Source organism: Streptomyces flaveus, from assembly GCF_014647675.1.
Classification (GTDB): domain Bacteria; phylum Actinomycetota; class Actinomycetes; order Streptomycetales; family Streptomycetaceae; genus Streptomyces; species Streptomyces flaveus.
Genome location: NZ_BMPQ01000004.1, coordinates 93,441 through 108,040 on the forward strand (window position 1 = coordinate 93,441; position 14,600 = coordinate 108,040).

Consider the following 14,600-nt stretch of genomic DNA (forward strand, 5'->3'; position numbering starts at 1 on the left):
CTTTCAGTCGTCGTAGACCACACAGACCTGTGGCGTGATGGGCTCGCCCTGGCAGGTCAGCACCCAGCCTTCGGCGACCTCGTCCTCGTCGAGGGCGTTGTTGACGCGCATCTTCGCCTCGCCCTCGGTGATCCGCGCCATGCAGGTCGCGCAGTCGCCCGCCTCGCAGGAGAAGGGCGGAGTGAATCCGGCGCGCCGGGCGGTCTGGATCAGCGTCTCGCCGGCTCGCTGGGGAACGGTGCGCTGATCGCCGCGCAGCCTGATGGTGACGGTGCCCTCCTGCCGCACCCGATCGGTCTCCGGCGCCGGCGCGGACGGTGCCCCGACGGGGGTGAACCGCTCGACGAGCAGCCGTTCGTCGGGTATGCCGAGGCCGGCGAGCTCCCCGCGCACGAGAGCCATGTACGGCTCGGGGCCGCAGACGTAGAAGTCGCCGTCGAGCGCCCCGGCCGCCACGGCCCGTATCTCGTCAGCGCTCACCAACCCCTGCCGGTCGTCGAGATGGTGGTGGAGGCGGAAGCGGTCCGGATGGCGGTGCGCCAGGCTGTCCAGCGCGTCGCGGAAGATGACCGAGTCGGCGTCCTGATTGGCGGTCAGCACCCGCACCTCGCGCCCGGTCGTCGCCAGCGCGCTCTTGACCAGTGAGAAGACCGGCGTGATCCCGCTGCCACCGGCGAAGGCGACCACCGGGGTGGCGTTCTCGCGCAGGCAGAACGAGCCGCTGGGCAAGGTGGCCTCCAGCGTGTCCCCGGCCCGCAACTCCTCGTGCATCCAGGAGGACACGACCCCTCCTGGGACCCGCTTGACGGTCACGCACAGCTCGTCGTCCACGTCCGGTGAGCTGGACATCGAGTAGCTGCGCAGCGTTCCGCACGCCCGCACGGTCACGAACTGTCCTGCCTGGTACGGAAACCACGTATCGAGCGCGAAGGTGCGCACGTCCGGGGTCTCTTCGACGATCCGCGTGATACGCACAGGATGGAAACCGTGGTCGCGTGCCATGTATGGAACTTACCTTCTCTGCATGAGAGAGTGCAATTCTCATGTAATGAGGAGGCGGTTCATTCCATGGATACGATCCCGGCCACCGCGCTCAGGACGATCTCGCCCGACCTGGTCCGGCGTTACGAGGAGGAAGGCTGGTGGACCCGCGAATCGCTCGGCGACCTGCTGACCCGCGGCTTGCGGTCAACCCCTGACGTCGAGTTCCGCGTGCACTCGCGGGTGCGCCCCTGGAACGGCACCTTCGCCGATGTCGAGCGCACCGCCCGGCGGCTCGCGGCCGGGCTGCGGCGCCGCGGCGTCGGCCCCGGCGACGTGATCGCCTTCCAGCTGCCCAACTGGATGGAAGCGGCGGCTGTGTTCTGGGCGTCGGCGTTCCTCGGCGCGGTCGTGGTCCCGATCGTGCACTTCTACGGGCCGAAGGAGGTCGGCTACATCCTGCGTTCCACCCGGCCGCGGGCCTTCTTCGCCGCCGAGGGGTTCGGCCGCCTGAAGTTCGACCCGGCGCTCAGCGCCGACGTCCCGGTGGTCGGCGTGGTCGGAGGCGGCGTGGGCCGGGACTTCGACGAACTGCTCGCGGACGAGCAACTGCCCGGCACGCTCGACGCCGACCCGGCCGCGCCCGCGCTCGTCGCCTTCACCTCCGGCACGACCCGCGATCCCAAGGGCGTGGTGCACAGCCACCAGACTCTCGCCTGCGAGACCCGCCAGCTCTCCGGGGCCTATCCGCCGGACCGGGGACGGCAGTTCACCGTGGCGCCCGTCGGCCACTTCATCGGCATGATCAACGCGTTCCTCATCCCCGTACTGGACGGCTCGCCCGTCAACCTCGGTGACGCCTGGGACCCGGCACAGGCTCTCGACCTGATCCTGACCGAGGGGCTGGTCGTCGGCGGGGGAGCCACGTACTACATGACCAGCCTGCTCGACCACCCCGACTGCACGCCGGAGCACATCGACCGCCTGAAGTACGCGGGGCTCGGCGGCTCCGCCGTCCCCTCGGCCGTGACGACCCGGCTGGAAGCGCTCGGGATCACGCCGTTCCGCTCGTACGGCTCCACCGAGCACCCGTCCGTCACCTGGACTCCCTACGACGGTCCTGCCCGTATCCGCCTGCACACCGACGGCCCGCCGCTGGACGGCGTCGAGCTGCGGCTCGCCGACGACGGCGAGATCCTCACCCGCGGCCCCGACCTCTGCCTCGGCTACACCGACGCCGAACTCACCAAGGCGGCCTTCGACGCCGACGGCTGGTACCGCACCGGCGACATCGGCGCGGTGGACGAGGACGGCTGCCTGACCATCACCGACCGCAAGGCCGACATCATCATCCGGGGCGGGGAGAACATCGGCGCCCTTGAGGTCGAGGAGATCCTCCTCACCATGCCCGGCGTCGCGGAGGCCGCCGTGGTCGCCGCCCAGGACGCGCGCCTCGGCGAGCACGCGGCCGCTGTCGTACGGATGCTGCCCGGGCAGCGCCCGCCGGGCCTGGAGGAGCTGCGGGACCACTTCGCGAAGGCGGGCCTGGCCCGGCAGAAGTGGCCGGAGGAAGTCCATGCCGTCGAGGACTTTCCGCGCACCGCCAGCGGCAAGGTCAAGAAGTTCGTGCTCCGCCAGGACATCGCCTCACCCCGCGCGTGAGAACGTCACCTCGGCCGTGGCGTGGCGGCGCTCGCGCGCGGTGGCGAGGCTCAACTCGGCGCCGTCCGCCGTCGGTGCCCCGGCAGCGGCGATGTGTTCGCCCGCGAAGACGGGCCGCCGCAGCCGATAGGACAGGGAGCGCAGCCGCCGCTCGGGCGCGTACCGGCGCACGAGTTCCAGCATCAGCAGCGCGAGCAACGGACCGTGCACCACCAGGCCCGGGTGGCCCTCCTCGTCGCGGCAGTACGGGACGTCGTAGTGAATGCGGTGGGCGTCGGCGGTGAGGGCGCTGATACGGAAGAGGAGGCGCTCGTCCGGCTGCAGCACCAGGCGCCACGCGCCGTGATCGCCGCCCAGCCGGTCAAGCGCGGGGGACTTCGGTGAGGGCGTAGCCGGGCGCCGGAAGCCCTATCCGTCCAGCACCGACGAAGCCCAGCTTCACGTCGATCTCCTTGCGGTCGGCGCGAACCGTACTGTTGATTCACCATGGCGAGAATCATATTCTCTCTTTCTGAGAATGGCAGATGCGTGCGGCAGGAGGAGCTCCATGGAACAAACTGATCCCCTCAAGGACACCTGGGCCGTACGCCGAGCTGTGCTCGGCGACGCTTATGTCGATGCCGCCGCCGCGCCGCGCGCCGGGGTCACCCAGGAAGAGCTGGGCGAACTGCCGTTCCAGATCGCCGCCTACTGCGGTGCGCCGGCGGGTGTCGCCGCGCGTCGTGGTCTCGCCGAGACCGAGGAGGTGCGGGATGCCGCGCGGCGGGCGGCGTCGGATGGCGCGAGAGGCGGCGATTGAGCGTGGCCACGGTCGGATTCATCGGGCTCGGCAACATGGGCGGTGCGCTCGCAGTCAACCTCGTGCAGCGCGGCCACCACGTCGTCGCGCACGACGCGGCAGGCCCGGGGCGGGCACCGGCGGGTGCCGCGTTCGCCAAGGACGTCGCCGAGGTGGCCCGCAGGGCGCGGACGGTGGTGTTCTCGCTCCCCGACGGGCAGATCAGCGAGAAGGTCGCACGGGAGGTCGCGGAGACGGCGGGACGCCGTGCCGGATACATCGTGGACACCTCCACCGTCGGCGTCGCCGCGGCCCGCCGTATCGCGGAAGTCCTCGCGGCGGAGGGGATCGGCTACACCGACGCTCCCGTATCCGGCGGCGTGGCCGGGGCCCGCGCCCGGACGCTCACCGTCATGTACGCCGCCCCGGACGGCGTCTGCGCCGCGGTCGAGCCCGTGCTCGCCGATCTCAGCGACCGGCGCCGCAGGGTCGGCGACCGGCAGGGCATGGCGCAGGCGCTCAAGCTGGCCAACAACTTCCTCTCCGCCGCCGCGCTCGCCGCCACCAGCGAAGCCGTCGCGTTCGGACGCGCCGCCGGCCTCGACCCGGAGCTGCTGCTGGACGTCGTCAACGCCTCCAGCGGCCGCAGCGGCGCCACCGAGGACAAGTTCCCCCGCCACGTCCTCACCGGCCACTACGACTCCGGGTTCGCCAACTCGCTGATGGCCAAGGACGTGGACCTGTATCTGCGGACCGCTGCGGAGCTGGACGTCCCGGACGAAGTCGGCGCGCTGGTCGGCGCGTTGTGGCGGCGGTTCGCGGACGCGGAGCCCGGTGCCGACTTCACGCGCGTCTATCCCTTCGTCGAGGCGCACGGCGGCATCAGGAACGGGGACGGCCGCAGCCTTGCCTCGCCACAGTCGCGAGAATAAGGTTCTCTCAATCAGCAAAGGAGGATCTCATGCCCTCGCGCACGCTGCCCTTTCCGCTCTTCGACGCTGACAACCACCTCTACGAGACCCGCGAGGCCCTGACCAGGTTCCTCCCGAAGGAGTACGACGGGGCGATCGAGTACGTCGACGTCCGCGGCCGCACCAAGATCGCCATTCGGGGGCAGATCAGCGAGTACATCCCGAACCCGACCTTCGACGTCGTCGCCCGTCCCGGCGCCATGGAGGAGTACTTCAAGGTCGGCAACCCCGACGGCAAGACGCGCCGGGAGATCTTCGGCGAGCCGATGCGCGCCATCCCCGCCTTCCGCGAGCCGGGCCCGCGGCTTGAGCTGCTGGACGAGCTCGGCATCCAGCGCTCGCTGATGTTCCCGACCCTCGCCAGCCTCATCGAGGAGCGGATGAAGGACGACCCGGAGCTCATCCACGCGGTCATCCACGCCCTCAACCAGTGGCTGCACGAGACCTGGGGCTTCGTCTACAAGGACCGCATCTTCACGGTGCCGGTGATCACGCTGCCGTTCGTGGACAAGGCGATCGACGAGCTGAACTGGGTGGTGGAACGCGGCGCCCGCGCGATCCTCGTGCGACCCGCGCCCGTGCCAGGGGTGGGCGGCGTCACCCGCTCCTTCGCCCTGCCCGAGTTCGACCCGTTCTGGAAGCGGGTGCAGGAGACCGGCGTCCTCGTGACCTTCCATTCCTCCGACAGCGGCTACGCCAACTACGCGAACGACTGGGAGGGCAGCACCCGCGAGTTCCTGCCGTTCAAGCCGAACGCCTTCCGGCAGGTGAACGAGTGGCGGCCGATCGAGGACGCGGTGTCCTCGATGATCTGCCACGGCATGCTTTCCCGCTTCCCCGAGCTGAAGATCGCGGTGATCGAGCAGGGAGCCGCGTGGGTGGAGCCGGTGCTGGGCCGGCTCGCGGATGTGTACAAGAAGATGCCGCACGAGTTCCAGGAGAATCCGGTCGACGTCTTCAAGCGGCACATCCACATCAGCCCGTTCTGGGAGGAGGACATGGCCGCCCTCGGCGACCTGATCGGCATCGAGCGGATCCTCTTCGGCTCCGACTACCCCCACCCGGAGGGCCTCGCCGACCCGGTGACGTACGTCGACTTTCTCGGCAAGCTCGACGACACCGACAAGGCCAAGGTCATGGGCGGCAACCTGGCCCGCCTGATGGCCCCGTGAGCGGGTCGAGGTGGCGCAGCATCCCTGAGCTGGCGCTCAGCGCCGCCGACCGGTTCGGTGACGCGGAGGCGGTCGTCGACGGGGGAGCGCGTCTCACCTTCCGCGAGCTGGCCGATCGCATACGGGTGGCGGCCGGCGCCTACGCCTCGGAGCTCGGCATCCACAAGGGCGACCGAGTGGCGCTGTGGGCGCCCAATTCCGTCGAGTGGATCGTCGCGGCGTTCGGGCTGCTGGCTGCCGGAGGCGTGCTGGTCCCCGTGAACACCCGGTTCAAGGACGCGGAGGCGCACGACATCGTGCGCCGCAGCGGGGCCAAGGCGGTGCTTGTCGAGGACGGCTTCCTCGACCGCGAGTTCACGGCACCGGACGGTGTGCCGGTCGTCGACGTGCGGTCCGGTTTCCTCGCTGCCGGCACCCCGCTGGAGCGGGATGTCGGCGAGGACGACCTCGCCGACATCATCTTCACCTCCGGGACCACGGGTCGCCCCAAGGGCGTCATGACCACCCACGGCCAGACGCTGCGCCTGTACGACGAGTGGTGCGACCTGGCCCAGCTGCGCCGCGGCGACCGCTACCTGATGGTCAACCCGTACTTCCACATCTTCGGCTACAAAGCCGGACTGGTCGCCTCCTTCCTGCGCGGCGCGACCATGCTGCCGGTCGCCGTCTTCGACCCCGGCACGGTGCTCGACCTCGTGGAGCGCGAGCGCGTCACCGTACTGCCGGGGCCGCCCACGCTCTACCACTCGCTGCTCGCGGCCCCGCCGGGCCGGGACCTGTCGTCGCTGCGCGTCGCCGTCACCGGCTCCGCCGACATCCCCGTCGAACTGGTCCGCCGGATCACCACCGAACTCCCCTTCCAGCACCTGATGACCGGCTACGGCCTCACCGAGGCCGGCACCGTGACCGCGTCCCGCCCCGGCGACCCGTACGAGGCCGTCGCCACCACGGTCGGCCGCCCCTGCGAAGGCTTCGAGGTGCGCATCGCCGAGGACGGCGAGGTCCTCGTCCGCGGCTACGCCGTGATGCAGGGCTACCTCGACGACCCCGCCGCCACCGCCGAGGCCGTCGACCGCGACGGCTGGCTGCACACCGGCGACCTGGGGGAACTGGACGAGAAGGGCCGGCTGAAGATCGTCGGCCGGAAGAAGGACATGTTCATCGTCGGCGGCTTCAACGCCTACCCGGCGGAGATCGAGGGCTTCCTGCTCGAGCATCCGGCCGTGGCGCAGGCCGCCGTCATCGGGGTGCCGGACGAGCGGATGGGGCAGGTCGGCAAGGCGTTCGTGGTGGCACGACAGCAGGTGACCGCCGACGAGCTGATCGCCTGGAGCAAGAAGCGGATGGCAGGGTTCAAGGTGCCCCGGTACGTCGAGTTCCGCGATGCGCTGCCGCTCGGGGCCACCGGCAAGGTGCTCAAGAACCGGCTGGCCGCCGAGGAGGTGGCACCGCAGTCATGACCGATGCCGACGACGTGCGTACCCCGTCCGGCCTGCCGCTGAAGTCCGTCTACGCGCCGGACGACGTCACCCGGCAGCCGCCCGCGCCCGGTGCGTACCCCTTCACCCGCGGCAACTTCCCCACCGGCTACCGGGGCCGGAAGTGGACCCGCCGCCAGTACTCCGGCTTCGGCACGGCGGAGGAGTCCAACCGCCGCTACCGCTACCTGCTCGACCAGGGCTCGACCGGCCTGTCCGTGGCCCTCGACCTGCCCACCCAGTGCGGCTACGACTCCGACGACCCGGAGTACGGGGACGAGGTGGGCCGGGTCGGCGTGGCCGTGGACACCCTCGCCGACGCCGAGATCCTCTTTGACTCGATCCCGCTCGACGAGGTCAGCACGAGCTTCACCATCAACGGCACGGCGGCGATCCTCCTCGCCCTGTACGTGGCCGCCGCCGAGAAGCGCGGCATCCCGCGCGCGAAGCTCACCGGCACCATCCAGAACGACATTCTCAAGGAATACGCATCCCGCGGCACCTGGATCTGGCCGCCGGAGCCGTCGCTGCGGCTGATCGCGGACACCATCGAGTTCTGCGCCGGGCAAGTGCCCCGCTTCAACGCCATCTCGGTGGCCGGCGCCCACTTCCGCGACGCCGGGGCCAACGCCGTACAGGAGATGGCGTTCACCCTGGCCGACGGCGTGACCTACTGCCAGACGGTCCTGGAACGCGGGCGGATGACCATCGACGACTTCGCCCCGCAGATCTCCTTCTTCTTCTACACGCACGGCGATTTCTTCGAGGAGATCGCCAAGTACCGGGCCGGGCGCAGGCGGTGGGCGAGCATCGTCCGCGACCGCTTCGGTGCGACGACCGACAAGGCGTGCATGTTCCGCTTCGGCTGCGTGGCCGGCGGCGCGTCGCTGTACGCCCCGCAGGCCCGCAACAACACCGTGCGCGTCGCCTACGAGGCCCTGGCCTCGGTGCTCGGCGGCGTCCAGTCGATGTTCACCGCGGCCTGGGACGAGCCGTTCGCGCTGCCCAGCGAGGAGTCCGCGACGCTCGCGCTGCGCACCCAGCAGATCCTGGCCGAGGAGACGGGCGTTGCCGCCGTCGCCGATCCGCTCGGCGGCTCGTACTTCGTCGAGGCGCTCACGGACGCGACCGAAGCGAAGGTGATCGAGATCATGGACGACCTGGAGCACCACGGCGGCATGGTCCGCGCCATCGAGGACGGCTACCTGCAGGGCCTCATCGCCGACGAGGCATATCGCACGCACCTGGACCTCGAGTCCGGCGTCCGCCCGGTGGTCGGCGTCAACCGGTTCACCACCGACGAGCCGGCCCCCGACATCGCCACGTACGAACTCGACGCCGCAGGACGCGAGCGCCAGCTGAAGCGGCTCGCCCGGGTCAAGGCCGAGCGCAGCGCCGCCGGCGTGCGGCGCACGCTGGAAGCACTGCGGCGGGCTGCTGACACGCCGGACGTGAACCTCATGCAGCCGCTGGTGGACTGCGCCGCCGCGTACTGCACCGTCGGCGAGATGTCCGACGTGCTGCGGGCGGCGTGGGGCGAGTTCCGGCAGCCGGTGGTGTTCTGATGGGCGCCCGCATACTCATCGCCAAGCCCGGGCTCGACGGCCACGACCGTGGCGCGAAGATCGTCGCGCGGTCGCTGCGGGACGCCGGCTTCGAGGTCGTCTTCACCGGCATCCGGCAGCGGGTGCCCGACATCGTCGCCACCGCCGTGCAGGAGGACGTCGCCCTCATCGGGCTGAGCATCCTCTCCGGCGCGCACATCGCACTGACGACCCGCACCGTCGAGGGACTGCGCGCCGCCCGCGCCGGCGACATAGCCGTCGTCGTGGGCGGCTCGATTCCCGCCTCGGACATCCGCCGCCTGCACAAGGCGGGCGCGGCGGCCGTGTATCCGACCGGCACCCCCCTGGACGAGATCGTGACCGACATCCGCCGGCTGACCGCCGCCGCCGACCGATCGTGAGGACCGAAACCGTATGCGTATCGGAGTGATGACCGGCCCGGAGCGGGGCGACAGCGCGCGTAAGGCCGCCCGGATGCTCGACGACGCGCGCTGGGCCGAGGAGGCCGGCTTCGACACCGTGTGGGTGCCGCAGGTGCCCACGGACTTCGACGCGCTCACCGCCATCGCCCTGATGAGCACGGTGACCACGCGCATCGAACTCGGCACGGCCGTCGTGCCCGTACACGCCCAGCATCCGATCGCCCTCGCCCGGCAGGCGCTGTCCGCGCACGCCGCGGCCCGGGGCCGGCTCGCGCTGGGCGTCGGCGCCTCGCACCACTGGATCGTGCGCGACATGCTGGGCCTGCCGTACGAGAAGCCCGCCGCCTACCTGCGCGACTACATCGAGGTCCTGGGTACGGGCGTGAGCGGGGCGAGCTCGGTGGACGTGACCAACGAGCGCTTCACCGTGCACAATCCGCTGGGCCTCGCCCCCGTCGCCCCGCTGCCCGTCCTGGTGGCCGCGCTCGGTCCGGTCATGCTGCGCATCGCGGGGGAGCGGGCCGACGGCACCGTGCTGTGGATGGCGGACGAGCGGGCCGTGGCCGAGCACGTCGCGCCACGTATCACCAAGGCCGCTGCCGCGGCCGGACGGCCGGCCCCGCGCATCGTCGCCGGCATACCGGTCTGCCTCTGCGAGCCGTCCCGCGTCGACGAGGCCCGCGAGCGGGCCAACCGCATCCTGGGCGAGGCGGAGATATCGCCCAACTACCAGCGCCTGCTGGAGTACGGGGACGCCCGCGACGTCGGCGACCTGTGCGCGGCGGGGGACGAGGAGGCGATCGCGGCCCGCTTCAAGCGCTTCGCTGATGCCGGCGTGACGGATCTGTCGGTGCGGCTGCTGCCGATCGGGGAGGGGCGGGAGCAACTGGTGGCGTCCAAACTGCGGACACGGGACGCGGTGGCGGCGATCGCGCGGGAGTTCCGGTGAGGGATCCGGTCCGGGACGGGGATCCGGTGCGGTGCGGTTCGGTCTCCGGCGTCGGGGACGCCCGTGGCCGGACCGGCCCGCTGGCCGGGCTGCGCGTCTTGGAGGTCGGCCACATCCTCGCAGGCCCGTACGCGACCATGCTCCTCGCCGACCTCGGCGCCGAGGTCACCAAGGTCGAACCGCCGGGCGGCGACCTCTCCCGCCAGGTCTCCGACGCGTACTTCGCCAGCCTCAACCGGGGCAAGCGCTCCGTCCGTCTCGACCTGACCACCCCTGCCGGCCAGGCCCGCCTGCACGACATGGCCCGCGACGCCCACGCCCTGCTGGTGAACCTCAAGCCCTCCGCCATCCGCCGCCTCGGCCTCACCTACGAGGCCCTCGCCCCGGTCAACGACCGCCTGGTCTGCGTGGCCGTCACCGGCTACGGCCTGGACGGCGCCGACGAGCCCGCCTTCGACTACGCCATCCAGGCCGCCACCGGCGTCGCCGCGCTGACCGGCGACCCCGAAGGGCCGCCCCAACTCCCCGGCTACTCGGCCGCCGACAACTCCGCGGGCCTGACCGCCGCTCTCGGCCTCCTCGCGCAGGTGCACTCCGGGCGCGGCGGCCAGGTCGAGGTGACCTTGCGGGACGTCATGCTCTCCCAGCTCAACTACCGCGCCTCCGCCTGGCTCAACGAGGGCACGGCCCCGCAGCGCCGGGCGGGCGGCGCGCACTCGTATTACGTACCGGCACAGCTCTTCCCCACGGCCGACGGCCACCTGGCGCTGTTCATCACCCACGACACCTTCTGGCGCGCCTTCGCCACCGAGGCCGACGTGGACCAACCGGCCTTCGCAACCATGGCCGAGCGCTCGGCCCGCCGCGAGGAGGTGGTGGCCGCCGTCACCAAGGCGCTGTCGGCGGACACCGCGCTCGGCTGGGAGGCCAGACTCCGTCCGCTCGGGGTCGCCGCCGCGGCGGTACGCACCCTGCCGGAGGCCTTGGCCGCGGACCCCTCCGTGATCGTCCAGGCGGGCCGATTCCGCCTGATCGGGAGCCCGATCCGGGTAGCCGGCCACACGCCGTCGTACGCAGACCCGCCGCGTCTCGGCGAACACGAGGAGGCCACATGATCCGCGTCGTCCAGTGGGCCACCGGCACCATTGGCGCCCGAGCCCTGCGCGCCGTCATCGAACACCCGCAGCTGGACCTGGCCGGCGTCCATGTCACGGGCGAGGACAAGGCAGGCGCGGACGCGGGCACCCTGTGCGGCCTGCCCCCGACCGGCATCCACGCGACCACGGACCCCAAGCAGATCCTCACCCTGGGCGCCGACTGCATCCTGCACATGCCCCGCGTCCTCGACGTCGACGAGCTGTGCACCCTCCTCGAATCGGGCGCCAACGTCGTCACCACCTGCGGCGCCCTCCACCACCCGCCGAGCATGGACCCGGACGTACGCGCCCGCATCGCAGCGGCCTGCACCCGGGGCGGCACCGCCGTCCACGCGACCGGCAGCAGCCCCGGCTTCATCACCGAGGCGCTGCCGCTGACGCTCGCCTCGATCCAGCGCCGCCTCGACCGCCTGGCCATCTCGGAGTACGCCGATCTGTCGCAGCGCCCCTCACCGGAGATGCTCTTCGACCTCATGGGTTTCGGCCGCGCCGCCGAGGGACCCGACCCCCGCCGACTGGCCCACATGCGGGAGAGCTTCGGCCCGTCGCTGCGACTGCTGGGCGACGCGTTCGGGCTCCGTCTCGACGCGGTGGAGGCCACTGGCGACGTGGCGACCGCGCGCAAAGACACCCGCATCGCCGCGGGCGTCATCGAGGCCGGCGGCGTCGCCGCACAGCGCACCACCGTGGCCGCCATGCACGACGGCCGCCCGGTGCTGAGCTTCACCGCCACCTGGTACTGCACCCCGGACCTGAACCCCGCCTGGGAGCTGCGCCCCACCGGCTGGCACATCGCGGTGGACGGCGACGCCCCACTCGACATCGACCTGCGCTTCCCGATCCCGCTGGAGCGGATGGCCGACATCTCCCCGGGATACACCGCCAATCGTGCGGTCAACGCGATCCCGGCGGTGGTCGCCGCCCCGCCGGGCATCCATTCGACGCTCGATCTCCCGCATCTGGTCAGCGCCCTGCCGGAGTCCTAGTGGCCGCGGGTTCGGCCGCTGCTGTGGGTTCGTCCGCCTGGGCTGCGCCCGGCCCGGCCAGAACGACGGAAAGTCAGTGAGGACTCGCCGCGGCCTCCCGCAACAGGTCGCGGGTGCGGCGCACCGATGCCGCCGGATCCGGCCCCGCCGGGACGATCGCGGCCCAGATGTCCGTCGCCCCCGCGTCCAGCAGCGACTTCAGTTGCTTGCCCACCGATTCCTCGTTGCCCACGATCGCCGCGTCCGCAGGAGAATCGGCGCCGCCGATGTCCAGGATGCGCTGGTAGTTGGGCATGCCCGCGTACGATCCCGAGGTCGCCGCGACCGCCGCCCGCGCCTCGGCTGTGTCGTCGTGCACCACCACCGGCAGCCCCGCGACGATCCGCGGGGCCGGGCGCCCTGCCGCCTCGGCGGCGGCGGTCAGGCGCGGCGCGATGTGTTCGCCGACCGCCCGCGCGGGCGCCATCCACAGCACGGTGCCGTCGGCGTACTGGCCGGCGACGCGCAGCATGCGGGGAGAAAGGGCCGACAGCAGGACGGGCACGGGTGGTCGGCCGGTGGCCGTCATCCGGCCGCCCGCGCTGCGGGTCGTCCACTCCTCGCCCTCGAAGTCGACCTCCTCGCCGCGCAGCAGGGCGGTGAGGATGCGGACGTATTCCTCCGTGCTCTGGCCGGGGCGGTCGTACGACAGGCCGTACACGCCGCGGATCAGGGCCTCGTGAGACGGCCCGATGCCGAGTGTGAGGCCGGGGCGGCCCATCGTGGCGGCGGCGGAGGCGGCCCGGTTGGCCTGCAGCAGCGGATGGCACGGGTAGGTCTGCAGCACCGCCGTGCCCAGCTCGATCGTCGACGTCGCGCGTCCGGCGCACGCCATGGGCGTCAGCGGGTCGCCCAGCACGGTCGAGGCGTACCAGAGCGAGGTGAAGCCGTCCGCCTCGGCGCGCTGCGCCTGCCGGACCAGCTTGTCCGGCGTCGCCGCGCCGCCGGTCAGGCCGATGCGCATGTGCCGCCTCCTGTGTTCCAGCGGGCGGGTGCGGGTGCGTCCGGCAGCAGGGGCCGGGCGTACGAAAGGTCGTCCAAACTGCGAGTGCCCTTGAGATATCCCTGGTCACGGAAGGCCGTCGACCGCAGGGCGGAAGCATCGGCGGTGAACATCACCTCGACCGTCGAGCGGCGCACCGCGATCCGCCAATGGCCGTCGCGGCGCTCCAGCCGGTCGAGATAGCGGCCGCTGATGAACTGCGCCGTGCGGTCGTCGGTGCCGAGGAGGATGACGATCACGTAGCTCTCGCAGTGTGCGGTGTCGCCGTCGATGTCGCAGGAGTGGGTGGTGATGTTGTGGGTGTGGACGCTGGAGGCGGCGGCGTGGACCTGATTGGCCCAACCGGCATACGCGGGCCCCGAGTTGATCGTCGATCCGTGCTCGTCGGTGCCGTCCGGGTGGTAGGCGCTGGTGACGAGGTCCGTGTCATGGCGGTCGCAGCCCCGGGCATGCCGGGCGATGCAGTCGAGGATCTCGATGCGGTCCTTGAGATACCGCACGTCCTGGCGCAGAGCATTGTCGTCGGGAGCGGTCATGCGTCATCCCTTCCGGTCGAGTCGGCGCGGACGACCACCCGCACCCGGCCCAGGTTCTGGGTCCTCCGTCTCAGGGCATGCCGCCGTCGACCCGCAGGGTCGCGCCGGTGGTGTACGAGGCGGCGCCGGACATCAGGTAGAGGGCGGCCCCGACAACCTCGCGCGGATCGCCGATGCGCCGCAGCGCGTGCCCGCGCACGCCGGCCGCCAGCGCCTCGGGGTCGTCCTGCCAGTGCCGGGTGGCCCAGGTGGCGAACGGGCCGCACATCAGGGTGTTGACGCGGACCGTCGGACCGAACGCGTGCGCCAGGCCCTCGGTCATCGCGTTGAGCCCCGCCTTCGCCGCCGCGTACGGCACGATCGGCGCGCGTGGCCGTACAGAGCCGGTGGAGCTGACGTTGACGATCGACCCGCCGCCCGCCTCGGCCATCCGCTGTCCGGCCAGCACCGACAGCCGGAAGGGCCCTTTGAGGTTGAGGGCGACGACGGCGTCGAACATCTTCTCCGTCACCTCGCCCAGATCCTCGTACACCGGTGACATCCCGGCGTTGTTGACCAGCACATCCAGCCGGCCGAAGCGCTCGTGCACCGCGTCCAGCAGACCCGGCAGCTGCTCCCAGCGGCCCACGTGCACGGCATACGGCAGGGCGGCGCGGCCGGTCTCCTTCTCGATCTCGCGGGCGGTGGCGGCGCACGCCTCGGACGTCCGCGAGGCGATGACGACTTCCGCACCGCAGCGAGCCGCGCCGAAGGCCATCTCCCTGCCGAGTCCGCGGCTGCCGCCGGTGACCAGCACCACGCGCCCGCTGAGGTCGAACAGGCCGTCCGCGTATCCCATGTGCGTTGCCCCGATCGACAGGTCCGGCAGTGCGTGCGAGATTAGCATTCTCCTTATGGAGAA

Annotated in this window: 15 protein-coding genes; 10 read left to right on the top strand and 5 right to left on the bottom strand. The window is 71.5% G+C overall.

The features are described from left to right. Positions 1-3 precede the first annotated feature (3 nt). Positions 4-1,002, bottom strand: coding sequence for a ferredoxin--NADP reductase (locus IEZ21_RS09770; RefSeq protein WP_189321480.1), 999 nt, complete (start codon positions 1,000-1,002; stop codon positions 4-6). A 66-nt stretch (positions 1,003-1,068) separates the two neighbouring features. Here IEZ21_RS09770 and IEZ21_RS09775 point away from each other — a divergent pair, with 66 nt between their 5' ends. Beyond that, entirely contained in the window at positions 1,069-2,643 is a 1,575-nt protein-coding gene (locus tag IEZ21_RS09775; RefSeq protein WP_189321481.1) for an AMP-binding protein, read from the top strand. Here the strand turns inward: IEZ21_RS09775 and IEZ21_RS09780 are convergent. Beyond that, complete coding sequence (locus IEZ21_RS09780) at positions 2,629-2,970, bottom strand: HTD2 family dehydratase (RefSeq protein ID WP_373302204.1); 342 nt, start codon at positions 2,968-2,970, stop codon at positions 2,629-2,631. The two genes, IEZ21_RS09775 and IEZ21_RS09780, sit on opposite strands and share 15 nt — an antisense overlap. A gap of 220 nt (positions 2,971-3,190) precedes the next feature. Between IEZ21_RS09780 and IEZ21_RS09785 the strand changes: the two genes are divergently transcribed. From IEZ21_RS09785 to IEZ21_RS09825, 9 genes are read left to right on the top strand one after another with little or no spacing between them, the layout of a single operon-like run. Further along, positions 3,191-3,442, top strand: coding sequence for a carboxymuconolactone decarboxylase family protein (locus tag IEZ21_RS09785; protein WP_189321482.1), 252 nt, complete (start codon positions 3,191-3,193; stop codon positions 3,440-3,442). Positions 3,443-3,444: 2 nt separating this feature from the next. After that, positions 3,445-4,353, top strand: coding sequence for an NAD(P)-dependent oxidoreductase (locus IEZ21_RS09790; RefSeq protein WP_213089276.1), 909 nt, complete (start codon positions 3,445-3,447; stop codon positions 4,351-4,353). Between the two features lie 29 nt (positions 4,354-4,382). Then, positions 4,383-5,564: an amidohydrolase family protein gene (locus IEZ21_RS09795; protein WP_124445125.1), complete on the top strand. Its 1,182-nt coding sequence runs from the start codon at positions 4,383-4,385 to the stop codon at positions 5,562-5,564. Next, on the top strand, positions 5,561-7,024 hold the full coding sequence (locus IEZ21_RS09800; RefSeq protein ID WP_189321484.1) for a FadD3 family acyl-CoA ligase: 1,464 nt from the start codon (positions 5,561-5,563) through the stop codon (positions 7,022-7,024). Before IEZ21_RS09795 ends, IEZ21_RS09800 begins: the two co-directional genes overlap by 4 nt. Further along, positions 7,021-8,607, top strand: a complete 1,587-nt coding sequence (locus tag IEZ21_RS09805; RefSeq protein ID WP_189321485.1) for a methylmalonyl-CoA mutase family protein — start codon at positions 7,021-7,023, stop codon at positions 8,605-8,607. Before IEZ21_RS09800 ends, IEZ21_RS09805 begins: the two co-directional genes overlap by 4 nt. Further along, the gene (locus tag IEZ21_RS09810) at positions 8,607-9,008 is read left to right on the top strand and encodes a cobalamin B12-binding domain-containing protein (protein ID WP_189321486.1); all 402 of its coding nucleotides are present in this window, start codon (positions 8,607-8,609) and stop codon (positions 9,006-9,008) included. Before IEZ21_RS09805 ends, IEZ21_RS09810 begins: the two co-directional genes overlap by 1 nt. A 13-nt stretch (positions 9,009-9,021) precedes the next feature. Beyond that, entirely contained in the window at positions 9,022-9,978 is a 957-nt protein-coding gene (locus IEZ21_RS09815; protein ID WP_189321487.1) for a TIGR03564 family F420-dependent LLM class oxidoreductase, read from the top strand. Next, positions 9,975-11,093: a CaiB/BaiF CoA transferase family protein gene (locus IEZ21_RS09820; RefSeq protein ID WP_246567501.1), complete on the top strand. Its 1,119-nt coding sequence runs from the start codon at positions 9,975-9,977 to the stop codon at positions 11,091-11,093. The genes IEZ21_RS09815 and IEZ21_RS09820 overlap by 4 nt, the downstream gene beginning before the upstream one ends. Continuing rightward, positions 11,090-12,121, top strand: coding sequence for an NAD(P)H-dependent amine dehydrogenase family protein (locus IEZ21_RS09825; RefSeq protein WP_189321488.1), 1,032 nt, complete (start codon positions 11,090-11,092; stop codon positions 12,119-12,121). Before IEZ21_RS09820 ends, IEZ21_RS09825 begins: the two co-directional genes overlap by 4 nt. A gap of 73 nt (positions 12,122-12,194) precedes the next feature. Here the strand turns inward: IEZ21_RS09825 and IEZ21_RS09830 are convergent, their stop codons facing one another. From IEZ21_RS09830 to IEZ21_RS09840, 3 genes are all read right to left on the bottom strand, one after another. Then, a complete protein-coding gene (locus IEZ21_RS09830) occupies positions 12,195-13,124 on the bottom strand; it encodes a TIGR03564 family F420-dependent LLM class oxidoreductase (RefSeq protein ID WP_189321489.1) in 930 nt (309 codons plus the stop codon). Beyond that, positions 13,109-13,699 (bottom strand): nuclear transport factor 2 family protein, encoded by a 591-nt coding sequence (locus tag IEZ21_RS09835; RefSeq protein ID WP_189321490.1) that lies wholly within the window; start codon positions 13,697-13,699, stop codon positions 13,109-13,111. The genes IEZ21_RS09830 and IEZ21_RS09835 overlap by 16 nt, the downstream gene beginning before the upstream one ends. A 70-nt stretch (positions 13,700-13,769) precedes the next feature. Next, entirely contained in the window at positions 13,770-14,585 is an 816-nt protein-coding gene (locus IEZ21_RS09840) for an SDR family NAD(P)-dependent oxidoreductase (protein WP_246567504.1), read from the bottom strand. Positions 14,586-14,600 lie beyond the last annotated feature (15 nt).